Annotated in this window: 21 protein-coding genes; 6 read left to right on the top strand and 15 right to left on the bottom strand. The window is 73.3% G+C overall.

All coding sequences use genetic code 11. From position 1 onward, the window contains the following. Window positions 1–128: 128 nt before the first annotated feature. Genes OG218_RS25765 through OG218_RS25755 form a run of 3 tightly spaced genes read right to left on the bottom strand, consistent with a single transcriptional unit; the run spans window position 129 to window position 2,750 of the window. Complete coding sequence (locus OG218_RS25765; protein ID WP_328296069.1) at window positions 129–1,244, bottom strand: glycosyltransferase; 1,116 nt, start codon at window positions 1,242–1,244, stop codon at window positions 129–131. Between the two features lie 4 nt (window positions 1,245–1,248). After that, on the bottom strand, window positions 1,249–1,782 hold the full coding sequence (locus OG218_RS25760; protein WP_328296068.1) for a putative colanic acid biosynthesis acetyltransferase: 534 nt from the start codon (window positions 1,780–1,782) through the stop codon (window positions 1,249–1,251). Further along, window positions 1,779–2,750: a GDP-L-fucose synthase family protein gene (locus OG218_RS25755; protein WP_328296067.1), complete on the bottom strand. Its 972-nt coding sequence runs from the start codon at window positions 2,748–2,750 to the stop codon at window positions 1,779–1,781. Before OG218_RS25755 ends, OG218_RS25760 begins: the two co-directional genes overlap by 4 nt. 104 nt (window positions 2,751–2,854) lie before the next feature. Between OG218_RS25755 and gmd the strand changes: the two genes are divergently transcribed. Further along, window positions 2,855–3,847, top strand: a complete 993-nt coding sequence (gene gmd, locus OG218_RS25750) for a GDP-mannose 4,6-dehydratase (RefSeq protein WP_328296066.1) — start codon at window positions 2,855–2,857, stop codon at window positions 3,845–3,847. A gap of 15 nt (window positions 3,848–3,862) precedes the next feature. Further along, on the top strand, window positions 3,863–5,302 hold the full coding sequence (locus OG218_RS25745) for a hypothetical protein (protein WP_328296065.1): 1,440 nt from the start codon (window positions 3,863–3,865) through the stop codon (window positions 5,300–5,302). On the opposite strand, the gene OG218_RS25740 is transcribed toward OG218_RS25745, so the two are convergent. The 9 genes from OG218_RS25740 to OG218_RS25700 all read right to left on the bottom strand — a co-directional run bounded on the left by OG218_RS25740 (window position 5,295) and on the right by OG218_RS25700 (window position 15,615). Beyond that, window positions 5,295–8,297 carry a CBM96 family carbohydrate-binding protein gene (locus OG218_RS25740; protein ID WP_328296064.1) on the bottom strand — a complete coding sequence of 1,001 codons (3,003 nt, stop codon included), beginning with the start codon at window positions 8,295–8,297 and terminating at the stop codon, window positions 5,295–5,297. The genes OG218_RS25745 and OG218_RS25740 overlap by 8 nt on opposite strands. Window positions 8,298–8,323: 26 nt before the next feature. Then, window positions 8,324–8,764: an adenylyltransferase/cytidyltransferase family protein gene (locus OG218_RS25735; protein WP_328296063.1), complete on the bottom strand. Its 441-nt coding sequence runs from the start codon at window positions 8,762–8,764 to the stop codon at window positions 8,324–8,326. After that, window positions 8,761–9,939, bottom strand: a complete 1,179-nt coding sequence (locus tag OG218_RS25730) for a CDP-alcohol phosphatidyltransferase family protein (RefSeq protein WP_328296062.1) — start codon at window positions 9,937–9,939, stop codon at window positions 8,761–8,763. Before OG218_RS25730 ends, OG218_RS25735 begins: the two co-directional genes overlap by 4 nt. Beyond that, window positions 9,932–11,158, bottom strand: coding sequence for a hypothetical protein (locus OG218_RS25725; RefSeq protein ID WP_328296061.1), 1,227 nt, complete (start codon window positions 11,156–11,158; stop codon window positions 9,932–9,934). Before OG218_RS25725 ends, OG218_RS25730 begins: the two co-directional genes overlap by 8 nt. Next, a complete protein-coding gene (locus OG218_RS25720; RefSeq protein ID WP_328296060.1) occupies window positions 11,155–12,207 on the bottom strand; it encodes a glycosyltransferase family 2 protein in 1,053 nt (350 codons plus the stop codon). The genes OG218_RS25725 and OG218_RS25720 overlap by 4 nt, the downstream gene beginning before the upstream one ends. Before the next feature lie 7 nt (window positions 12,208–12,214). Then, window positions 12,215–12,889, bottom strand: a complete 675-nt coding sequence (locus OG218_RS25715) for a YveK family protein (protein ID WP_328296059.1) — start codon at window positions 12,887–12,889, stop codon at window positions 12,215–12,217. Next, the gene (locus tag OG218_RS25710; protein WP_328296058.1) at window positions 12,880–14,211 is read right to left on the bottom strand and encodes a glycosyltransferase family 4 protein; all 1,332 of its coding nucleotides are present in this window, start codon (window positions 14,209–14,211) and stop codon (window positions 12,880–12,882) included. The genes OG218_RS25715 and OG218_RS25710 overlap by 10 nt, the downstream gene beginning before the upstream one ends. A gap of 116 nt (window positions 14,212–14,327) precedes the next feature. Continuing rightward, window positions 14,328–15,170, bottom strand: coding sequence for an undecaprenyl-diphosphate phosphatase (locus OG218_RS25705; protein WP_328296297.1), 843 nt, complete (start codon window positions 15,168–15,170; stop codon window positions 14,328–14,330). Window positions 15,171–15,300: 130 nt separating this feature from the next. After that, complete coding sequence (locus tag OG218_RS25700) at window positions 15,301–15,615, bottom strand: primosomal protein (RefSeq protein WP_328296057.1); 315 nt, start codon at window positions 15,613–15,615, stop codon at window positions 15,301–15,303. A gap of 72 nt (window positions 15,616–15,687) precedes the next feature. Here OG218_RS25700 and OG218_RS25695 point away from each other — a divergent pair, with 72 nt between their 5' ends. The 4 genes from OG218_RS25695 (at window position 15,688) to OG218_RS25680 (ending at window position 19,004) form a co-directional block, all read left to right on the top strand. Then, on the top strand, window positions 15,688–15,909 hold the full coding sequence (locus OG218_RS25695) for a DUF5703 family protein (protein WP_328296056.1): 222 nt from the start codon (window positions 15,688–15,690) through the stop codon (window positions 15,907–15,909). Between the two features lie 20 nt (window positions 15,910–15,929). Then, the gene (locus OG218_RS25690; protein WP_328296055.1) at window positions 15,930–17,396 is read left to right on the top strand and encodes an amino acid permease; all 1,467 of its coding nucleotides are present in this window, start codon (window positions 15,930–15,932) and stop codon (window positions 17,394–17,396) included. Between the two features lie 77 nt (window positions 17,397–17,473). Continuing rightward, window positions 17,474–18,577, top strand: a complete 1,104-nt coding sequence (locus OG218_RS25685) for an LLM class flavin-dependent oxidoreductase (RefSeq protein ID WP_442906561.1) — start codon at window positions 17,474–17,476, stop codon at window positions 18,575–18,577. After that, window positions 18,561–19,004, top strand: a complete 444-nt coding sequence (locus OG218_RS25680; protein WP_328296053.1) for a MarR family winged helix-turn-helix transcriptional regulator — start codon at window positions 18,561–18,563, stop codon at window positions 19,002–19,004. The genes OG218_RS25685 and OG218_RS25680 overlap by 17 nt, the downstream gene beginning before the upstream one ends. On the opposite strand, the gene OG218_RS25675 is transcribed toward OG218_RS25680, so the two are convergent. From OG218_RS25675 to OG218_RS25665, 3 genes are all read right to left on the bottom strand, one after another. Beyond that, window positions 18,970–19,752, bottom strand: coding sequence for a DUF4190 domain-containing protein (locus OG218_RS25675; protein WP_328296052.1), 783 nt, complete (start codon window positions 19,750–19,752; stop codon window positions 18,970–18,972). The two genes, OG218_RS25680 and OG218_RS25675, sit on opposite strands and share 35 nt — an antisense overlap. Window positions 19,753–19,830: 78 nt before the next feature. Continuing rightward, the gene (locus OG218_RS25670) at window positions 19,831–21,714 is read right to left on the bottom strand and encodes an ABC transporter ATP-binding protein (RefSeq protein ID WP_328296051.1); all 1,884 of its coding nucleotides are present in this window, start codon (window positions 21,712–21,714) and stop codon (window positions 19,831–19,833) included. Window positions 21,715–21,789: 75 nt separating this feature from the next. Then, complete coding sequence (locus tag OG218_RS25665; protein WP_328296050.1) at window positions 21,790–23,091, bottom strand: hypothetical protein; 1,302 nt, start codon at window positions 23,089–23,091, stop codon at window positions 21,790–21,792. Window positions 23,092–23,096: the final 5 nt, after the last annotated feature.

Below are 23,096 nucleotides of genomic sequence, written 5' to 3'. Positions count from 1 at the left end.
CCCCCACGGGCCCCTTTAGCTGGTCGGCGCGGTGCGACTGCGCGTGACGATCTCCCACGTCCGGCGTTTCCGGTTCCGGGTGCCCCCGGCCTCTGCTGGGCCGAACGGGTGAAGGATCTCGCTCTGCGTCAGGAAACGGCGGTCGCGTAGATCGTCTCGAGGCGGGTGGTGACCGCCGCCATCGAGAACTGCGAGTGTGATGTGCGCCACGCGGCGCTGCCCGCGGCGGCCAGTGCCCCGGGTCGGGTCAGCAGGTCGCGCACCGCGTCGAGCAGGTCGGCGGGGTCGGGACCGACGACGGCGCCGGCCCCGGCGGCCGCGATCGCGGGGGCGAGCCCGCAGTCGTCCACGACCACGACGCCACGGCCCGCGGCCATCGCCTCGAGCACGGCGACGGGGAACGGTTCGGCCACCGAGGGCAGCACCACGAGCGAGGCGGCGGCCAGCCGGTCGGCGACGGCGGACGGCGCCAGCGCCCCCTCCCACCGCAGCCGGGGGTCGGCGGCGGCCGCCACGACGCGGCGGACGGCCGGCCCCTCCCCCTCGTCGGGTCCCACGAGGGCGAAGTCGGCGTCGATCCCCTCCCCCAGCAACGCGGCCGCCGTCGAGGCGAAGAGCGCCGGACGTTTGCGGGCCACGAGCCGGCCGAGGAAGAGGACACCGGGCCGGGCCGGCAGGGGCGGCACCGGGTCGACGTCCGGGATGCCGTTGGTGAGGCGCTGCCACCCCGGACCCGCGGGGACGAGGGCGCGCAGCCCCGCCTCCTCGGCGGGGGTCAGGTGCAGGACGGCGGCGGCACGGCGCAGGACGGTGCGGGTGGCCAGGGCGTCGAGCGGGCCGGCCAGCGGGTGCGCGCTCGGGACGACCATGCCGTGGGGCTGCAGCACCAGCGGGGTGCCGACGGCCAGGGCGAGCCGGGCCACCGGCAGGGTGACGAGGTCACGGGCGAGGTGGACGTGCACGACGTCGGCCCAGCGCAGCGCCCGCCGGGCGTCGGCGAGCAGCGCGGGCGAGGTCAGACCGCTGAACCCGGCCCCGGGCAGCACGCCGTGGAGACGGTGGGCCCGCAGCGGGGTGCCGCCGAGCTCGGTGGGCGGGGCGCCGGGGTAGCCGCGGGCGCCGGCGAGGACGCGGACGTCGTGGCCCCGGGCCCGCAGGGCGGACGTCTGGTGGGTCGCGACCGCGACCGGTCCCCCGAACGCTCCGTCGGGTGAGACCAGCGTCAGCACGTGCAGGACGCGCACCGGCTCAGCGCCCCGGTTCGATCGCCTGCGGGGCGAGGACGGTGGCGCCGGCCGGCACGTCGCGCACGACGAGGGCGCAGGCCCCCACGACGGCCCCGCTGCCCACGACGACCCCCCGCAGGACGGTGGCCCGGGCGGCGATCCAGGCGCCGTCGCCGACCTCGATGGGCGCGTTGTCGAACTCGAAGGTGGGCGAACGGTGGTCGTGGCTGCCCGTGCAGAGCAGCACGTCCTGGGAGATGCAGACGTCGTGCCCGAGGACGACGGGTTCCAGGTTGAGCACCCAGGCGCCCTGACCGATCCAGCTGTCGGCCCCGACGGTCAGCTTCCAGGGCCAGTGCACGCGCACCCCGTGCCGGATGAGGACCCCCGCACCGATGCGGGCCCCGAACGCCCGCAGCAGCGCGACCCGCAGGGCGGCGGGGCACCACCACCGCACCACGACGAGACCCGAGACGAGCTGCCAGGCGATCTGCCAGAGCGGGCCCCGGCCCTTGTCGTAGCCGGCGCCGGTGAAACCGGACAGCCGCCGGATCACGCCACCGGCTCCAGGGCACGCCGGTACCAGTCGTAGGTCGCCGCGACGCCGTCGGCCAGGGGGGTGGACGCGCTCCAGCCGAGGGCGCGCAGCTTCGACACGTCGAGCAGCTTGCGCGGGGTGCCGTCGGGCTTCGACGCGTCCCACTCGATCCGACCGCGGTACCCGGCGACCCCGGCGACCATCCCCGCGAGTTCGGCGACCGTGACGTCGGACCCGGTCCCGACGTTGACCGGGTCGGGGTCGTCGTAGTGGCGCAACAGGAAGAGGCACGCCTGCGCCAGGTCGTCGACGTGCAGGAACTCCCGGCGCGGGGTGCCGCTCCCCCAGCACGTGACCACGGGGACGTCGTCGCGGGCGGCCTCGTGGAACCGGCGCAGCATCGCGGGCAGGACGTGGGAGGCCTCGGGGTCGAAGTTGTCGTGGGGGCCGTAGAGGTTGGTGGGCATCGCGGAGATCCACGGCAACCCGTACTGGCGACGGACCGCCTGCACCTGCAGGACACCGGCGATCTTGGCGATCGCGTAGGCGTCGTTGGTGGGTTCCAGCGGCCCGGTGAGCAACGAGTCCTCGCGGATGGGCTGCTCGGCGAACTTCGGGTAGATGCAGGAGGAACCCAGCAGCAGCAACCGCGGCGTCCCGACCGCGACGGCCGCGTCGAGGACGTTCACCTGGATCCGGAGGTTGTCGGAGAGGAACTGGGCCGGGAACGTCGAGTTCGCGCCGATGCCGCCGACCTTGGCGGCGGCGAGCACCACGACGTCGGGCCGCACCTCGTCGAAGAACCGGTCGACGGCGGGGCGTTCGCGCAGGTCGAGTTCGCCGGAGGTCCGCACGACGAGGTTGCGGAACCCCTCGGCCTCCAGCCTCCGCAGCACGGCCGACCCGACCAGTCCGCGGTGACCGGCGACGTAGACCGTCGACTCCGGGTCGAGGGGCCACCGTCCGTGACCAGTGGGGGCGTCCATGGCTCGAAAGGTACAGGTCCGGTGACCCGTTCGGCAGACAGATGTCCCTCCTGGATGATTGTATGCTCACTACGAGTGACCAGGCAGTCCACGGGGGGCGACGGATGCGCAAGATTGCGCTCATCACGGGCATCACGGGTCAGGACGGCTCCTACCTGGCCGAACTGTTGCTGGAGAAGGGTTACGCGGTCCACGGACTGGTGCGGCGGTCGTCGTCGTTCAACACCGCCAGGATCGACCACCTGTACCAGGACCCGCACGACCCGCACGCGCGGTTCTTCCTGCACTTCGGGGAACTGACCGACGGCTCCCGGATGGTGACCCTGCTCGACGACATCCGTCCCGACGAGGTGTACCACCTCGCCGCGCAGTCGCACGTGCGCGTGAGTTTCGAGGAACCGGAGTTCACCGGCGACACCACCGGGCTCGGCACCACGCGCATCCTCGAGGCCATCCGCATGATCGGCCTGCAGTGCCGGTTCTACCAGGCCTCCAGCTCGGAGATGTTCGGCGCCACGCCACCTCCGCAGTCCGAGGTCACCCCGTTCCACCCGCGCAGCCCCTACGGCGCGGCGAAGGTGTACGGGTACTGGATGACACGCAACTACCGCGAGGCGTACGGGATGTTCGCGGTGAACGGCATCCTCTTCAACCACGAGTCCCCCCGCCGCGGTGAGACGTTCGTCACCCGGAAGATCGCCTCCGCGGCCGCCCGGATCGCCGCCGGCAAGCAGGACACCCTCTACCTCGGCAACCTCGACGCCGTCCGCGACTGGGGTTACGCCAAGGAGTACGTCGAGGGCATGTGGCGGATGCTGCAGCAGGACCGACCGAGCGACTACGTCCTCGCCACCGGGGTCGGCACCTCGGTCCGGGAGTTCGCGCAGAACTGCTTCGAGTCGGTGGGCCTGGACTGGCGCGACCACGTCGCGCACGACGAGCGCTACGAACGGCCCTCCGAGGTCGACGCGCTCATCGGTGACCCGTCCAAGGCCCGTCGCGAACTCGGCTGGAGCGCTACCGTGCAGGCCACGGAACTCGCGCAGTTGATGACCGAGGCCGAACGGCGCGCCCTGGTGTCGCCCGTCGCCCGCTGAGGAGGAACCCCGCCGATGCCCGGCAGCACGCAGCGCACCCGGGAACCGGTGGGGACCGCGGAACCGGGGCACGACTCCTCGAGCGCGGCGCTGGCCCTGGGCGCCGCGGTCGTCCTGGGCGTCGTCGTCCCGCTGCTCGTGGTGCGCTTCACCCCCGACCCGGCACCGGCGGACACGTTGTGGCGCTGGGCGATCGCGTTCACCGTCCTCGTGGGGGCGCGACTCGGCTGGGTCGTGGTGACCGCCCCCCGACGCCTGTTCGAGGTCGTGTTCTGGATCTTCGTGTACGTCTTCCTCGCCCTGGCCCCGGTGGTCCAACTGCGGTCGGGACAGCACCCCGGGACGACCCCGCGTCCGCACGTCGAACTGCACGCTCAGGCGCTGCTCGCCGTCGTCGTGGGTACCGCGGCCGTCGCGCTCGGGATCGCCGTCGGCCGGCGACGGCGGGTGGCTGCGCGCCTCGGTGAGGTCCCGCGACGGCGGGCCGTCGTGCTCGCGGTGCTCGCGCTGCTGCTGTTCGGCTACTACACGTGGAAGACCGGGTTGCCGGCGATGTTCGCGGCCCGGGACACCCGCAGCGCGGCCGCCCTGGCGGCCTGGCCGGACCCGGCCGTCAACGCCGTCGTCCGCTCGTTGGCGACGTTCCCGCTCGTCGTCGCGTTCGTGGCGCTCGTGCGGATCCCGGCCCGCCGCGGCCTGCTGCTGGTGGTGGGGGCCGCGATCGTCGTCTCCATGAACCCGATCTCGAGCCCGCGCTACGTCGCGGGGACGGCCGGCCTCTCGGTCGTCGTGGCGCTGGGGGCCATGGCGACCAGGGCCCGGGCCCGCGCCTTCGGTCTGGGTTTCGTCGCCGCGCTGCTGCTGCTCTACCCGGTGGCCGACGCCGCCCGGCGGGTCGTCGCCGAGGTGAACACCCGCGGCGCGCTGCCGCCGACCCTGGACGTCATGACCTCGGGCGACTTCGACGCGTTCGAGCAGATCACCAACGCCGTCTGGTACGTCCGCGACCTCGGGTCGACCGACGGACGGCAACTCCTCGGCACCGTGCTGTTCTGGGTCCCGCGGGCCTTCTGGCCGGACAAACCGACCGACACCGGGATCCTGCTCGCCAACGCGCGCGAGTACCGCTTCAGCAACCTCTCGGCGCCGTTGTGGGCGGAGTTCCTCGTCAACGGCGGGTTCCTGCTGCTGGTCGTGGGGATGCTGCTCGTCGGCTACGTGGTGGCCCGCGCCGACGCCGGCGCCGACCTCGGCTTCCGCACCGGGCGCCGGCCCGTGCTGGCGGTCGTGATGCCGTTCTACTTCGTCATCCTGCTGCGGGGTTCGCTGTTGCAGGCCATGGCCGGGTTCCTCGTCATCCTGGCCTGCGGACTCTTCGTCGAGTCGACCCGCCGGGCCGGGCCGACCGGCCCGGCGGGTCGTCACGTGCTGCTGCTCGACCGACCGGTCAGCTGAACTGCAGGTCGAGGACCGGCCGGGCGTCGACCCGGCTCTGCTCCCGGGTCCACAGCGTCAGGTTGTCGGTGCCCGAACCCCGGATCGCCAACGTCACCGTGGTCCCGGGGGTCAGCGCCCCGGGGGTCAGCACCACCGCGAACGACTGCTCGGGGGTCGTGCCGCCCGGAACGGTGCCGAGCACGACGGAACCCGACACCGGCTTGTTCCTCCAGGTCAGCGTGCTCTCCCCCCAGTTCCCCGTCGCCAGCCGCACCGACGCGGTGTCGGTCGAACCGGCCAGCTTGTCGCTGGAGGTCCGCAGGCGCAGGGTGGCCCCGGTCAGCGTGGTCCCCGCCGGAGCCGCCGGGACGTCGAAGCGGAGGTAGGCGATCGCCCCCTGGTCCCCCCGCGACGTCATCTGGGTGCTGGTCCCGTAGTTGGTCCCCGGCGAACCCTCGTTGGCGAAGGCGTCGGCGGTCGGGACGAGGTTGACCGTCGGAGCGCCCTGCTGCAGGGTCACCGCGACCTCCGGGGAGGCGGGCGAGGTGTTCCCCGCGGCGTCCTTCGCCGTGACGCGGTAGTACCAGGTCCCCGTCGCCGGGTCGTCGGTCGCCGTCGTGGTCGTGGGGTTCGCGACCGCCGTGGCGGCGGAGGGGGTGAAGCCCGACGTTCCGGAACGGTGCACGACGTAGCTCGTCACGCCGACGGCGTCCGTGCTCGGCGTCCAGGTCAGTCGCACCTGGTCCCCCTCGACGGTCGCCGTGGGCGCGCCCGGCACCGTGGGCGGGGTGGTGTCGGCCGGGGCCGCACCCCGGGCGATCTCCACGTGACGGGCGACCTGCGCCGCGGACAGCGCCTTGGCGTAGTAGGCCGTCTCGTCGAGGGACCCCACGAAGCTCGTGTTCGTCGGCTTGTCGGGCCAGGCCGTCGAGATCGTGTCGCCCCCCACCCGCCAGTACCCGGAGACGTTCTGGTTGGTCGTCGTCGAGTTCGAGGAGACCTTGGCCCCGTCGACGTAGAGGACCATCCCGGACGAGCCCTGGGTCGCGGCCACGTGGTGCCACTGACCGTCGTTGTAGGACCCGGTGGTGGAGAGGGTGACGACCTTGCCGCCGGCGAGGACGCCGAAGACGAGCCGCCCGGAGTTCGTCATGTACACGTGCTTGTCGTTGCTGCTGGAGTTCAGCGTGCGGCGGTCGCCGAACCCCATGATCTTCCCGCCGACCGTGGTCGTCGTCTTGAACCACGTCTCCTCGGTGAAGGACTTCGGGGCCGCGTAGCGGACCTCGGAGAAGATGGTGCTGCCCCCACCGTTCAGCGTGCGCGCCGTGCTCGGGTCGTCGCCGACGGCCCCGGGGACGCGGAACGTGGCGCCACCGTTGAGGGCACCGCTCTGGTTGGCGATGCTGTCGGAGACGAGGACGTCACCCGCTTCGTCGTAGCGCCAGAGGAACACCGCACCGTCGGCGCGGACCTGCTCCGCGTAGGCCGACGTGGTGCCGCGCACGGTGATCCCGCGCCAGTCGGTCGTCCTCGTGGTGTTGCCGTCGCTGACCTCCACCCGGTACCTCGGGGTGGAACCCACCGTCAACCCGGAGTCGAGCACGGTGGACTGCGGCCGGTTCCAGAACCACGAGGTGGCACTGGTGGTGGCGATCGGAGCGGTGGTCCCCTCGCGGTAGACGCGGTAGGTGAGGGTGGAGTCGTCGAGGTCGAGGGACCGTCGCCAGGCGACGCGCACCTGCCCCGGTGCGGGGGACGTCAGCAGGAACGGGGTCGCCGAGGGCGCGGCCTGTTCGGGACCGCTGCCGAACCGCGTGATGCTCTGCTGGGCCACCCCGTTGACGTTGGTGAACTCCCCGACCCCCCACAGGACCGCTCCGCGGGAGGCGGTCTGGGCGATGGTGATGGCGCGCGGCCCGATGTGCTCGCCGATGCCGTCGTCGGTGTTGGGGAACCACGACAGCAGACTGGGTTTGTCCCCGGTCTGGGTGGTCTCCGCGAGGAAGTGGTAGCGCTGCTCGTCCGGGTAGGCGCTGATCGGGCGGCAGTCGTGCGCGTGCGAGGCGCTGTAGAGGACTCCCTGGTAGACCGCGACGGCCTGGGTCGCGCCGAGGCAGCCGTCGCGCCAGCGTTGCGTCCAGGTGTCCCAGTCGACGGCGAAGCGGCCGTCGAAGGACCCCGTGCCGTACCCCTCGTTGGCGACGTAGAACCCGGTGGCGTCCACCGCGATCGCCTTGACCCGTGAGGAGGCGGGGACGTAGGCGGGCGTGAAGCGGCGGACCGCCGCCCCCGTCGTGGCGTCCACCACGACGAGCCCGTGCGAGGCCGCACCGGTCACGTTGTCGAAGAGCCCCCCGAGCACCACCTGGCCACCGGAGGGACGCAGGGCGAGGGCCAGCACGTCGTTGTCCAGCGCAGGGTCCCAGGCCGTGAGCGTTCCGGGGGCGGTGGTTCCGACGGCGGTGGTGACGGCGGCGACGGCGGCCGCCTTCGAGCGCACGGCGGCGCCCACCTTCGTGAACGAGCCCCCGAACCAGACGGTCCGGGCGTCGGTGACGATGCTGCGGACGGGACCGTCGGGCAGCGGGGCGAACGCCGTGATCAGGGTGCAGCTGGCGATGTCGATGGCGGCGAGCTGCTGGCGGGGCGTGCCGGAGACGGTGTCGAAGCTGCCGCCCACGTAGAGGGTCGCGCCGTCCGGGGAGACGGCCAGCGCGCGGACGGTGGCGATGCCGTTCTTCAGGGTGAACGTCGGGGCGCAGGCCGTGGGCTCACCGGTGGCCGCGTCGAACACGGCGAGGTTCGTGCGGGGTTGCTCCCCCGTCCCGGCCGGGGACCCGGGGGGGCGGATCGAGGTGAACGTCCCGCCGACGAACACCTGACCCCCCGCGTTGGCGACGGCCCAGGCCACCCCGTTGGCCTGCCAGCTGGGCAGGGCCGCGGCGCCGAAGGCCACGGGCGCCTGGATCGCGGAGGCCGGGGTCACCGTCGCGACCAGGACGGCCGCCACGACCGCGAGCGCCGGCAGGACCCTCCTCAGCGGGTGAGTTCGCGCCGTTCGCTGCTGGAGGTCACCGGCGTGTACGGGAGGTAGACGACTCTGACGCCGCGGGCGGCGAACTCCTTCTCGAGGTGCATCCACTTGGGGCTTCCCTTCCAGTCGTCGCCCTTGAAGACGACGTCGAACCCGACGTCGGTCCACGTCGCGAGCTTGTCGGTGGTGGTCTCGAGGTGCACCGCGTCGACGACCCGCATGGCGGCCACGATCTCCAGCCGTTCCCGTTCGCCGATGACGGGCCGACGGCCCTTCTGGGCGAACGCGACGTCGTCGGAGACGACCCCGGCGATGAGGTGGTCGCAGTGGATCCGCGCGCGGCGCAGGATGTTGAGGTGGCCGATGTGGAACATGTCGAACACCCCGGGGACGTAGCCGGTGACGGCGCGGTGGCCGAGGGTCCCGCGCGAGCGGCCGGTCACCGCGCACCGTCGGAGGCGAGCTGGGCGTACCAGTGCCGCGAGAGGGCGACGAGCATCGCGGTGTGGGCCAGGGCCAGGGCCAGGTAGACGAACCCGAACACCTGCGGGAAGCCCCAGAGCAGGAACGCGACGCTGATCACGCCGTGGTCGACCGGCAGCAGCAGCACCGGGGACAGCCGGCTGGCTCCGGTCGCCTCGGACCGGCCGCCGCCCCGGGCCTCGTGCAGCTTGGCCGCCAGGGTCCCGCCCTGGAACATCACCAGCGAGACGAGGACGAAGAGCAGCGGGACGAGGAGCCACCCACCGCTCACCCCGTTCCGGTACCAGGCGATGAGCACCGCCGAGTGCAGGCAGACCTTCACCCCGCAGTCGACGACGTGGTCGAGCCACTCCCCCGCGGGCGAACCGCCGCCGGTCAACCGTGCGAGCTGCCCGTCGGCGGAGTCGAGGGCGAAGGCGAAGACCAGCGCGAGCCCCGCGAGGGCCCCCGTCAGCGGCCCCGGCGTCGGCAGGGCGATGAGGGCCGCGCCGAGCAGGGACACGAACGCGCTGGCCCAGGTGATCTGGTCCGGGGTCAGTCGCAGGGTCGCGGCCAGGGCCGCGAGCCAGCGACCGGCGGGGCGGTTGACGCGGGAGGAGTAGAGGGACACGCCGCGGGACGGCTTCTGGGCGGTGCGCAGTCGTTCGTGGTGGCTGCGCACCGACGCGTCCCCGGCCTCGGGCGCGGGGGTCCCCTCGGCGTGCAGGTGGGTCACGTCTACCCCGATCTCGTGCAGTCGGTCCTGGGTGCGGTCGTCGGCCGGGGAGCGGTCGTCGACGAACAGCTCGTCGAAGCGGACGGACTCCCAGACCTCCAGGGTGTCGGGGTGGTCCAGGGCGAGGGCCACGTCGACGCAGCGCAGTTCGGAGACGATGAGGAGGCGTTCGGTGAAGGGGACGACGGGCCGCCGGCCGTGCAGGAGCTCGGCGAGCTCGTCGGTGGCGACGCCGACGCAGAGCAGGTCGCAGCGGGTCCGGGCGTCCTCCAGCAGGTGCAGCTGGGTGGCGTCGAAGAGGTCGAAGGCGCCGGCGGCGAACCCCACGCGCCCGTCGGCGAGACGGTGACCGGGATGACCGGGATGACCGGGGCGGACGGAACCGGGGGTGGACAGGCGGGTCGTCTCGTCGTCAGGCATCGGCGTTCCGCAGGGTTCGGGCGGGCGCCGGCTCGGGCGCCGGCCGGGTGAGCAGGCTGTGCCAGCCGAGGCCGGTCTGGACCCCGGCGGCGAGGGCCACGGCGGCGGCCACGGCCCGGACGTCGCCGGTCGTCGCGGCGAGCGCGGTGCCGGCGACGACGGAGAGCACGGTGGCGACGACGCGCTGGCGCAGCAGGTCACCGGCGTGTTCGCGGACCTTCAGACCCAGGACGGCGGCGGTCCCGAGCGCGGTGAGGACGTACTCGGTGACGGTGAGGGGCAGGACGGTCGCGGCCCCGGTCCAGGTCTCGCCGAACGCGGTGCGTCCCCAGCTGTCCGGCAGCAGCAGGAGGCACGTCCCCCAGAGCGCGGTGCCGACGCCGAGGACGAGGGCGGCGCGCGCGCAGAAGCGGCGGTCGCCGTCGCGGGCGCGGCGCACGAGGGTCGGGGCGAGGCTGAGGGAGACGTAGGCGAAGGCGACATTGACGGGACCCATCGCGGTGGCGGCGGCCCGCAGGCTGCCGGCCGCGGCGGGGTCGATGAGGTGGGCCGCGACGGTGAGCACGGCGAGCAGCCCGAGGGAGGCGATGACGCTGTTGGCGGCCAGCGACGCGGCGAGGGGGTCCTCGCGTCGCGCGAGGCGCACCAGCAGGTCCCGGCCGGCGCGGACGTCGGGGCGGGTGCGCAGGCCGAGCAGGGCCACGACGAGGGCGAGGGCGGCGCCACCGGCCCAGACGAGCAGCGTCGTGCGGCTGTCGGTGCGCAGGAGCAGGGCGACGCCGACCAGGGCCAGCCAGCTGAGGTCGGAGACGAGGGCGACGCCGGGTCGCCCGGCGGCGACGGCGCCGAAGCGCAGGACGTCCTGGGCGCAGACCACCGGGGTCGCGAGGCCGACGAGGAGTTGCAGCGCGGGGTCGTGTCCGCTGGTGAGCAGCAGTCCGGCTCCGGTCACGACCGCGGCCGTGGGCACGGCGAGCAGGGTGAGCGCGCCGAGGACCTCGGCGGTGACCCGGTGCGCCTGGTCGTGGTCGGGTGTGAGGGTGATCCGCGTGCCCAGGGCCGCGCGCGTGAGGGAGAGGACGAGGACCAGGACGGCGTAGCCGAGGGAGAATCGGCCGAAGGTGTCGGCGTCGAGGGCCCGGGCGAGCAGGACGAGGGCGAGCACGTTGGAGGCGCTGGAGGCGGCCTGGTCGAGGAGGGCGTTCAGCGAACGCTTCACGAGGCACCGAACCCGACGGTGCCCCACTTGCGGCGGCGGTAGGCGGTGTAGGCGGCGGCGTAGAGCGGGTAGGCGAACTTGACCGCCGCGGCGGGGGCGGCGACCCCGAGGCGGCCGTGCCGGCTGAGCCGGAGGAGGCCGCCGAGGGTGATGGCGCTGCGGGCGTCGCGGCTGGCGCAGGGGCCACGGCCCGCGTGCTCGCGGCGGTCGCGACGGATGGCGTCGTTGAGCAGGGCGAGGTAGACGAAGCGGTACTCGAAGAGGAGGAGGTCGTCGCGCAGCTCGTCGCGGTGGCCGGGGTGCTCGCTGCGCAGGCCTTCGACCTGCGCGCGGACGTGGTCGCGGACGTCGAGCAGGTCGCGGGTGCGGGTCTCGCGGCTGTTGAGGATGGACCCCTCGCGCAGGACGTAGGTGTAGAGGCGTTCGTCGAGCAGTTCGGTGCGCTGCGAGCGGGCGAGCAGGGTGGCGACGCCGGCGAGGTCGGAGTGGGCGCGGGTGGCGGGGAAGCGGACGGCGGGGCGGTGACCGCGGGCCTCGAAGAGCTCGCGGCGGAAGAGCTTGTTCCACAGGTGGCCCTGCAGCTCCCCGCGCAGCAGCCGGCGGAACGCGTCGACGGGCTCGGTCGCGTTCTCCTGCAGCGGTTCTCCCAGCGGCGTCCGGGTGGTGCGGTCGGCCCGGCGGGTCCAGGCGTCGCAGACGACGACGTCGGCGTCGGTGCGCCGGGCGCGCTCGCTCAGCCGTGCGGTGATGTCGGGCGACCACTCGTCGTCGCAGTCGGTGAACCAGACGTAGTCGGCGGTGACGTGGTCGAGGGCGCGGTTGCGGGCGCCGGCGACCCCGGTGCGGGTGCTGTTGCGCAGCAGGGTGGCGCGGGGATCGTCGCGGGCCCAGGTGCGCAGGGTCTCGGAGGTGGAGTCGGTGGAGGCGTCGTCGACGAGGAGGAGCTGCAGGTCGGGGTCGGTGAGGGCCTCGACCTGGGTGCGGGCGGCGGCGAGGTGGTGCTCGCCGTTGTGGACCGCGAGGACGATGCCGACGCGGGGAGGGGTCATCGGGAGATCACCTGCGGGCCAGCAGGTGTTCCGGGTCGTCGACGTCACGGTCCTCGAGGGTGAGTGCGCGGCGGCGGACGGCCTGGTCGCGGGCGGTCGCGGCGAGGACGCCGAGCACGAGGCCGCCGGCGAGACCGATCCCGATGCCGGTGGGGACGTCCGGTGAGGAGGGGGTGGTGGGCGCGGTGGCGGGGCTGGTGACCGTGGCGTCGACGATCTGCTTGCCACCGGAGGTGTCCTGCTCGAGGGTCTCGATGGTGGTGGCGAGGGCGTCGGCGGTGGCGCCGGCGAGGTCCTGGGCGTGTTCGGGGGTGGCCGCGTGGGCGGTGACGCGGAGCAGGACGGTGCCCGGCGGGACGGTGGCGGTGACGGAGTCGGCGAACTGCGCGGCGCTGAGCCCGAGGCCGACGCGGGTGTCGACGCTGGTCGCGATGTCGGGCGAGTCGACGAGCTGGGCGTAGGTGCTCATGCGGCCCAGGACGAACTGGGAGGCGGAGTAGGAGCCGCCGCCGGAGTCGTTCTGGCCGTTGAGGACGCTGCCCACGAACAGTTCGGTGCTGGAGGCGTAGCTGCGGGGCGAGAGGTAGGCCCAGCCGCCGGCGGCGAGCGCGCCGAGCAGGAGGCCGGCGACGATCCAGGTCCAGCGGCGGCCGACGAGGCGGAGGTGGTCGATCAGTTCCACGGCGTCTCCCCGAGATCCCGGATCCAGTGGTCGTAGGCGTCGATGGCGGCCCCGGCGCCGAGGCGGCTGGCGGCGTAGGCGGGGCCGGCCGCGGCGAAGCGGCCGGCGAGGTCGGGTCGTTCGGCGAGGCGGCGCAGACCGGCGAGGGCCGCGGCGGGGTCGCCGGGGTCGACGCGGAGGCCGGCGCGGGCGTTGTCGAGTTCGGCGGCGGCGGCGGAGTCGTCGTGGGTGGCGGCGAGGACGGGGCGGCCGGCGGCGAAGTAGGAGGTGAGTTTGCTGGGTGCGCACATGTCGTGCAGGCCGGGTAGTTCGTTGAGGAGCAGGACGTCGGCGGCGGCGAGGTGGGCGGTGAAGTCGGCGTCGGGGACGGGGTCGATGAACTGCACGTTGGGCAGGTCGGCGGCGAGGGCCTGCAGGGCGCGGCGGCGGGCGCCGTCGCCGAGGAGGACGAAGTGGTGGGGGGCGCCGTCGGCGAGGGCGAGGCGGGCGGTGTCGAGGACGTTCTCGAGGTGCTGCTTGGCGCCCATGTTCCCGGCGTGCAGGACGACGGGGGTGCGGGGGTCCCAGCCGTGGCGGGTGCGGACGGCGGTTCCGGCGGCGGCGTCGGCGCGGGTGACGTGGGTCCAGTTGGGCAGGACGGTGAGGTTGTCGGCGGGGACGCCGAGGGCGGTGACGGCGGGTCGGAAGCGTTCGTGGGCGAGGGCGACGCCGGTGGCGCGTCGCAGGAGGCGTCCTTCGAGGCGGGCCGCGATGCGCAGGGCGGCTCCTCCGGCGCTGGTGGTGTCCACGGCGGTGCGGCTGTAGACGTCCTGGACGACGACGCCGACGGGGGCGTGGGCGGTGTGGCCGTGGGCGAGGGCGGCGGCGACGGAGAGCAGGGCGGGGCTGACGGCGACGACGACGTCGGTGGGGGTGCGGGTGAGGCGGTGGTGGGTGAGCGCGGCGCCGGCGGCGAGGGCGAACCCTGCTTCGAGGCCGACGCGGCCGGCGCCGAGCGGGGCGCTGGGCACGGGGTGCCAGACGCGGGTGACGTGGACGTCGCCGTCGTTCTCGTGGCGCACGACCCCGGGGTAGTCGGGGTCGCGGCGCCAGGCGGGGTAGTGGGGCATGCCGGTGACGACGTGGACGCGGTGGCCGCGGGCGGCGAGGCCACGGGCGACGCCGGTGGTGTAGGGCGCGATGCCGGTGGGTTCGGGCAGGTAGTTCAACCCGACGAGGGTGACGTCGAGGCCGTCGGCGGCGCGGGTGGTGTGGACGAGTTCGGGCGTGCGTTCGATGCGCAGGTCGCTCGTTCGTCCTGTGCGTGGGCGTGTCGTCCCCATGCGGCGTTCCACAGTCGGCCCCCCCGGCGGTTCCGTGACTTCCGTGAACGCACCGTAGCGGTTGTGTAGGCCGATCAGGTCCCGTTTCTAGGTTTTCGAACGCGGAGTGTCACGAATCATCCGAAGTTCGTGCCGTTGAAGGCCGGGAGCACGTGGGTGAGCACGAGGACGTACACCACGGCGGCGGCGGCGAGGCGGTAGAGCACGAACGCGCGGTAGCTGTGGGTGGAGATGAAGCGCATGAGCCAGGCGATGACGACGTAGCCGACGACGAAGGCGACGATCGTGGCGGCGATCGTCGGGCCCCAGGCCACGGCGGCCCCGTCGTGGACCTCGCTGAAGAGCTGGAAGAAGCCGGAGAGGACGACGGCGGGGATCGCGAGCAGGAAGGAGTAGCGGGCGGCGGCCTCGCGGGTGTAGCCGAGCAGCAGCCCCATGGAGATCGTGCCGCCGGAGCGGGAGACCCCGGGGATCAGCGCGAGGGCCTGGGCGAGGCCGAACAGCACGCCGTGCTTCCAGGTGAGCTGGTCCAGGGTCCGTTCCTTGGCCCCGAAGCGGTCCGCCGCGCCGAGGACGAGGGCGAAGAGCCACAGCGTGGTGGCGATGACGACGAACCCGCGCAGGACGGTCTCGATGGAGTCCTGGAAGAGCAGGCCGAGCACCCCGATGGGGACGGTGCCGAGGATGACCAGCCAGCCCATCCGGGCGTCGGGGTCGGTGCGCGGGACGCGGCCGAGCAGGGACTGCACCCAGCGGCTGATGATGCGGGCGATATCCTTGCGGAAGTAGCCGATGACCGCGGCCTCGGTGCCGAGCTGGCAGATGGCGGTGAACGCCGCGCCGGGGTCGTCGGCCCCGATGAGGGTCCCGACGATGGCGAGGTGGGCGCTGGAGGAGATGGGCAGGAACTCGGTGAGTCCCTGCACGAGACCGAGGAAGGCGCCCTCGACGATGCCCATGCTCACGCGCGGGCACCCCCGCCGGGTCGGTGGGTGGGGGCGGTGGTCGGGACGGCGGTGAGCACGACGGGAACGCTAGCGGCTCCCCCGCCTCGCTCCCGTGCGCGCTCACGCGCAGGGCACCGAACCCTCACAAGGGGGTGGGGGTGTCCTCGGAGTCCTCGTCGTCGGACTCGTCGTCGGAGTCCTCGTCGTCCTCGGGGTCGTCATCCTCGTCGTCGTCGTCCTCGCGGTCGTCCTCGACGTCGTCGTAGAGGACGAACGGGGTGACCTCGTCGTAGGCGTCGTAGAGCGCCTCCTCGTAGGCCTCGAAGGCGTCGGCGACCCGTTGGTAGGCGTCGGCGACGGCAGGGTCGGTCTCCCCGCGTCGGTTGGCCGAGGCTGCGAGGTGGTCCTCGAGCGTGGCCACGAGTCGTGCGAGGGCCGCGCGCGGGTCGTCCGTCATGCCGTGACCGTATCGGAGATCCGCCCCCGGGTAGCGCGTCGGGTGCACCGCGTCGGGTGCATCATGGTGGGGATGTCTGATCACACCGGGCGTTCCGGCACCTCCGCGGCGGAGCAGTACGAGTACCGCGTCCTCACCCTGTCCCGCGAGACCACCCGTTCCGACGCGCGGCGACTGCTCACCGAGCACGCCGAGTACGGGCACTGGGAGCTGGCCCGGGTGCGCCTCTACATGGGCGGCAGCCGCAAGGTCTGGCTGCGTCGCAAGATCATCCGCGTCGCCAGGACGGCCTGAGCGTCCTACGCTGCGACGCCGTGGGAATCTTCCGGACGAAGAGCGTCGAGGACGCGATCGCGAGCACGGACGAACCGGGCCAACGGCTGAAGAAGACGCTGGGGGCCTGGGACCTGACCGTCTTCGGGGTCGGGGTCATCATCGGCACGGGCATCTTCGTGCTGACCGGGGAGGCGGCCGGGACGCGCGCCGGGCCGGCGGTGTCGCTCTCCTTCGTGGTCTCCGGCATCGTCTGCGCGCTGGCGGCGTTGTGCTACGCGGAGTTCGCCTCGACCGTCCCGGTGGCCGGGTCGGCGTACACGTTCTCCTACGCCAGCCTCGGTGAGGTGGTGGCGTGGATCATCGGCTGGGACCTCGTGCTCGAGCTGGCGCTCGGCGCGGCGACCGTCGCCGTCGGCTGGTCCGGCTACGCCGCCGACCTCCTGGACCAGACCCTCGGTCTGGACGTGCCGGGCTGGCTGTACTCCGACTCCCCCGGCCCGACGCAGCCGAACCTCATCGCGGCCGCCGTGATCCTGGCGCTGACGGCGGTGCTCTGCGTGGGCTCGAAGACGTCGGCCCGCTTCAACGCCGTCGTCGTGTGCGTCAAGCTCGCCGTCGTCGCGGTCGTGATCGTGGCCGGGTTGTTCTTCGTGAAGACCTCGAACTGGTCGCCGTTCGTGCCGCCGACGGGGTCCGCGGGTGCCTCGGCCGCGCCGGTGACCCCCTCGCTCTGGGCGGACCTGGGGGTGCCCCTGGGCACGTTCGGGATCGGCGGGGTGTTCACCGCCTCGGCCCTGGTCTTCTTCGCCTTCATCGGGTTCGACATCGTCGCGACCGCGGCGGAGGAGACGAAGAACCCCCAGCGCGACGTGCCCCGGGGCATCTTCGGGTCGCTGGCGATCTGCACCGTGCTCTACGTGCTGGTGTCCCTGGTCATCACGGGGATGGTCCGCTACGACCGGATCAGCGTGGAGGCGCCGTTGGCGAACGCCTTCCGCGACGTCGGGGCCGACCTCGTCGCGACGCTCATCAGCGTCGGCACGGTCGCGGGGCTGCTGACGGTCATGATGATCCTCATGCTGGGGCAAAACCGGGTGCTCTTCGCGATGGCGCGGGACCGGCTCATCCCGGCGTGGTTCTCGCAGGTGTCGCCACGCCGGGGCGTCCCGGTGCGCACCACCGTCGTGACCGGGGTCGTCGTCGCGGTCGTCGCGGCGCTGACGCCCATCTCCGACCTGGCCGAGATGGTCAACATCGGCACCCTGTTCGCCTTCGTGCTCGTCTCGATCGGGGTGATCGTGCTGCGCCGCACCCGCCCCGACCTGCCGCGGGCGTTCCGGATGCCGGGGGTGCCCGTCCTGCCGGTGGTCTCGGCGGTGGCCGCGGTGGTGCTGATGGGCTTCCTGCCCGGGATCAGCTGGGTCCGGCTGGGGATCTGGATGGTGCTGGGGCTGCTCGTCTACGCCGCCTACGGGTACCGCCACTCCCGGCTCGCCCGGGCCTGACGCCCGGGAACAACCGCGAGTGATGTAGCCTTCAACCAAGTACATGCAAACGCATGGACTTCCAGGAGGAGCGGGTCATGCAGTTCGGGATCTTCAGCGTCGGCGACATCACGCCCGACCCCACCACCGGTCGCGAGCCGACCGAGCACGAGCGCATCAAGGCGCTGGTGACCATGGCCGAGCACGCCGAGCAGGTGGGCCTGGACGTCTTCGCCGTCGGCGAGCACCACAACCCCCCGTTCGTGCCGTCCGCCATGACCACCCTGCTGGGGTGGATCGCCGCCCGCACCACCCGGCTGACCGTCTCGACGTCCATCGCGCACATCACCACCAACGACCCGGTGCGCATGGCCGAGGACTACGCGATGCTGCAGCACCTCAGCGACGGCCGCGTCGACCTCGTCTTGGGCCGGGGCAACGACGGGCGCCTCTACCCCTGGTTCGGGCAGGACCCCCGCCGCGGCGTCGAGCTCACGGTGGAGAACTACCAGCTGCTGCGCCGGCTCTGGGACGAGGACGTCGTCGACTGGGAGGGGGAGTTCCGCACCCCGCTGCAGGGCTTCACCTCCACCCCCCGCCCCCTGGACGGGATCGCGCCCTTCGTCTGGCACGGATCGATCCGGACCCCGCAGATCGCGGAGATCGCCGCCTACTTCGGCGACGGGTACTTCGCCAACAACATCTTCTGGCCCAAGGAGCACTACATCCGCCTCATCGACCTCTACCGGGAGCGCTACGCCCACTACGGCCACGGCACCCCCGAGCAGGCGATCGTCGGCCTCGGCGGCCAGGTGTTCATGCGGGCCAACTCCCAGGACGCGGTGCGCGAGTTCCGCCCCTACTTCGACAACGCCCCCGTCTACGGGCACGGGCCGTCGCTGGAGGAGTTCAGCGCGCAGACCCCGCTGACCGTCGGCTCCCCCCAGCAGGTGATCGAGAAGACGCTGACCTTCCAGGAGTTCTTCGGCGACTACCAGCGCCAGATGTTCCTCATGGACCACGCGGGGCTGCCGCTGAAGACGGTGCTCGAGCAGCTCGACCTGCTCGGGGAGCACGTCGTCCCCGTGCTGCGCAAGGAATTCGAGGCGCGGCGCCCCGCCGGTGTCCCCAGCGACCCGCCCTCGCACGCCGCGCGGGTCGCGGCGCGCGACGCGGAGGCCGCCGGTGCCGCCGTCGTCTGAGGGCCGGACCGGCGCGGCCGTCGAGGCCTGGGAGGCGTTGTTCCGGGTCCAGTCGACGTTGCTGCGCCGGTTCGCCGAGCAGGACGTGTGGGGTGGGTTGAGCGTGCGCGAGTACGACGTGCTCTACACGCTCTCCCGCTCCCCGCAGAGCCGGTGCCGCCTCGGCGAGCTCAGCGAGGACGTCTACCTCCCGCAACCCTCGCTGAGCCGGCTGGTGGACCGCCTCGCCCGGCAGGGGTTGCTGACCCGCGAGGCCGACCCCACCGACGGGCGCGGCGTCGTCGTCGCGCTCACCGCTGACGGCGCCGCGCTGCGGCGCGAGGTGGGCGGGCGGCACGCGGCGAGCATCGCCCGGGAGCTGTCCGTCCTCGACCGCGACGAACTCGCGGAACTCACACACCTGTGTGCGAAGGTCCTCCCGGCGTGAGCGCGTCGCTCCAGCTGCCGTAGGAGCCCAGCCCCTCGCCGTCGACGACCTCGACGGCGGCACCGGCCGGGTCCTCGACGCCCGCGAAGCACACCTGGAACGTCACCGTCTCACCCGGTGCGAGGTCCGGGAGGTCGTAGGCGTCGGGGCTCACCGCCTCACCGCAGTCCGTCGCCGAGAACTCCTCGCCGTCGGCGGAGTCGAGGTAGCCGTACAGGTCGTAGTACGCGCTGCCGGTGTCGGTTCCCGTGTACTGCGCGCTGAGGTCGGCGTAGAGCACGTCGCCCTCGGTGTGGACGGAGTCCACGCTGACGACGTACTGGTCGAGGACCGCGGACTCCCCGTAGCCGAACTCCCCCACCGACGTCCCGGCGGAGTCGCCGTAGGGCTGCGGCGCCAGGTCGTACTCCCCCTCCGCCCACTCCTGGTCGAAGGCGCCGCTGATCCCCAGCAGCAGGAACGAGCCGTAGACCACGAACAGCACGACCGTGACGACGACACCGACCAGGGCCCCCACCCCGCCGGTGACGAGCCCCGCGATCGCCAGACCACGCCCCGGCGTGCGCTTCGCGAGCGTGATCGCGCCCGTCGCGATCCCCGCCACGCCCAGCCCCAGGGCCAGCAGGCCGATCACCGGCGCCAGGACCACCGAGAGGATCCCTGCGACCAGGGACACGACCGCCAGGGCGGACGGCTGCTGCTGCGGGTACGAGGGGTACGGCGGGGGCGCGGGGTACGGCGAGGACATCCCTCCAGTGGAGCACCACGGACCTCGCCCGGTGGCCCACCGTGCGTCCGTCTCGCCCGGTCGGATCAGTCGGTCGGATCAGTCGACGGGGCCCCCCTGCGGCGGCGCCGGGGCGAAGGAGCTGTGGCGGTGCAGCTCCGCGTAGCGACCCGCGCGCGCCAGCAGCTCGTGGTGGGTTCCCCGCTCCACCACCCGCCCGGCCTCGAGCACCAGGATCAGGTCGGCGTTGCGCACGGTGGAGAGCCGGTGGGCGATGACGATCGCCGTCCGGCCCTCCAGCGCCTCGTCCAACGCGGCCTGGACGGCGACCTCGGAGGTGGTGTCCAGCGACGCCGTCGCCTCGTCGAGCACCACGACCCGGGGCTGGGCCAGCAGCAACCGCGCGATCGTGAGCCGTTGCCGCTCCCCGCCGGAGAAGCGGTACCCCCGCTCCCCCACGACCGTGTCCAGACCGTCCGGGAGCGCGGCCACCAGCTCCCCCAGCCGGGCCCGGCCCAGCGCCTCGAACAACTCCTGATCGCTCGCCCCCGGAGCGGCGAGGCGCAGGTTCGAGCGCAGCGACTCGTGGAACAGGTGCCCGTCCTGGGTCACGACCCCCACGGTCTCGCGCACCGAGGCGAACGTCAGGTCGCGGACATCGCGACCCCCCACCCGCACGGTGCCGTGGTCGACGTCGTAGAGGCGCGCGAGGAGCTGGGCCAGCGTCGACTTGCCCGCGCCGGAGGACCCCACGATGGCCACGACCTGACCCGGCTCGACCCGGAACGACACGTCGTGGATGACCTCCACCCCGCCCCGGGTGTCCAGGGTCGCGACCTCCTCCAGCGACGCCAGCGACACCTCCGAGGCGGCGGGGTAGGCGAAGCGGACGTTCTCGAACTCCACCCCCGCCGGACCGGCGGGCACCGTGGTCGCCGTCGGCTTCTCCTGCACCAGGGGCACGAGGTCGAGGACCTCGAACACCCGGTCGAAGCTGACCAGCGCGCTCATGACGTCGATCCGCGCGCTGGCCAGCGCCGTCAGCGGCGCGTAGAGCCTGGTCAGCAGCAGGGCCAGCGCGACGATGTTGCCGGCGTTCAGGGTGCCCGCGATCGCCGCGAGCCCGCCGACCCCGTAGACGACCGCGAGCGCCAGTGCGGAGACGGTGGTGAGGGCGGTGACGAAGACGGCCTGGCGGATGGAGCTCTTGACCCCGATGTCGCGGACGGAGCGGGCCGCGCCGGCGAAGGAGCGGGACTCCTCGTCGGGTCGGCCGAAGAGCTTGACGAGGGTCGCCCCGGGGGCAGAGAAGCGTTCGGTGGTCTGGTTGATCATGGCCGCGTTGAGGATGGCGGCCTGCCGGGAGAGCTGGGCGAGGTGGCGGCCCATCCGCCGGGCGGGGAGGACGAAGATGGGCAGCAGGACCAGGGCGATGAGCGTGATCTGCCAGGAGATGCCGATCATGACGACGGCGGTGAGGACGACGGCCACGACGTTGCTGACGATGCCGGAGAGGGTGTCGCTGAAGGCGCGTTGCGCGCCGAGGACGTCGTTGTTGAGGCGGCTGACCAGGGCACCGGTGTGGGTGCGGGTGAAGAAGGCGACGGGCATCCGCTGGACGTGGTCGTAGACGCGGGTGCGCAGGTCGAGGATCAGGTCCTCGCCCAGGGTGGAGGAGAGCCAGCGCACGACCAGGCCGAGGGCGGACTCGGCCAGGGCCACGGCGGCGATGAGGAGGGCGATGGTGACGACCCGGCCGCGGTCGCCGGCTCCCACGGCGTCGATGGCCCGGCCCGCGAGGACGGGGGTGGCGACGGCGAGCACGGCCAGCACGACGCTGCCGCTGACGAAGAGGGTGAGGCGGCGGGAACGTTCGCGGGCCATCGCGAGGACGCGACGGACGGTGCCGGGGCGGAAGGGTTTCTGGTCGGGAGCGGCCATGGCCCGCCACATCGAGGTCCTGGCGACGTTCTCCATGCTCATGGCTCGACGCTAGGGGGTGCAGCGCGCTGCAGCTCCACCCGGTCCCGGCGGCGACCGCGCCGATCGACTGCGACGTCAGCCGTGGAGCACGCCGAGGAAGTCCAGGGTGACCTCGTCGGGGTAGTTCCCCGTGGCGTGCATCTCGAGCAGTTCCGCACCGGTGAAGCCCAGGGACAGCAACCGCAGCGACCGCAGCGCCGAGGTGGTGGGCCCGGCCGCGTCGTCGCGCAGGACGCGCTCGACCTCGCGGGCGGCGTCGCGGACGGCGAGGACGTCGAAACCCTGCAGGGCGAGGAACCAGCCGGCCGCGACGGCGGCCTCGCGCAGGCTCCCCCCGTCCCGTCGGCTGGTGAGGGCGTCGCGGAAGGCGTCGGCCCGGTGCTGCGCCTCGTGGGCGAGGTGCGGGTCGCCCACGAGGTCGCGGTGGCGTCGCTGCGCGGGGGCGAGGTGGCGGCGGCCGTGGTCGCGGGAGGTGCGCCAGGCGCCCGGGTGCACGAGCAGGGTCAGCGCCTCCGCGGTGAGGACGTCGAACGGGAGGGCGGCGACCTCCGCGCTGACGGTGTGGGCCGGGCGGGTGCGCGCGAGGTGGGCCCGCAGGTGGTGGTCGTGACGTTGCTCGGGGACTCCGGGGCTGAGGAAGCGCGGCAACGGCCACTCGCCCGGCAGCAGGTCGTGCGGCGGCTCGACGTCGAGGGCGGGCCGGCACGCCGCGCACCCCTGCGGCGGGGTGGTCGGCAGTCCGAGCGCCTGCGGGCCGGGGTCGGCCAGGTCGCCGAGGGAGTTCACCCGGAGCAGGACGACCTCCAGCCCGGCGTCCTGGCAGGCGTGGACGTTCGCGCGCTGGGCCGTGCTGAGGCTCGTGGTGGGGGTGGCGACGCGGAGGAGGTGGGGACGGTCCGCGAAGCGGCCGCGGGTGTCCCCGCCCGGCCAGCTGAGGTGGGTGGGCCAGCCGGCGCGGCGGGCCGGCCAGTCCTCGCCCGCCCAGCGCAGCAGGTGCGCCAGCACGGGTACGGGGACGACGTCGAGGACGGTGTGCACGGCACGCCGGTCGCACTCGTCGTCCGGGACGGGTCTCGGGGCCAGGGAGGCCCGGTGCTCCGCGGTGGCCTCCCAGCGGTCCTCGACGTGGCGGTGCAGGTCGGGGTGCCCCTCGGGGTCGGCTGGCAGGTCGGTGGGCAGGACGCCGAGGAGGTCGGCGACGACGGTGGGGCCGAAGGCCATGACGTGACGGCCCCGGGCCAGGAGGTGGTGCAGGGCGTAGCGCTCGGGGGAGACGGCGGTGCGGGGGTCGTCGTCGGGGTGGATGAGGAGTGCGTCCCGCCCGCTCAGCGTCCAGGCGAAGAGGTCGTCGGTGGGGACGACGAGGCGGGGTGGCACGCGCG

This window comes from Kineococcus sp. NBC_00420 (assembly GCF_036021035.1).
Lineage (GTDB): Bacteria > Actinomycetota > Actinomycetes > Actinomycetales > Kineococcaceae > Kineococcus.
The sequence above is the reverse complement of the archived record's forward strand: the minus strand, read 5'-3'. Positions and strand labels throughout refer to the sequence as shown.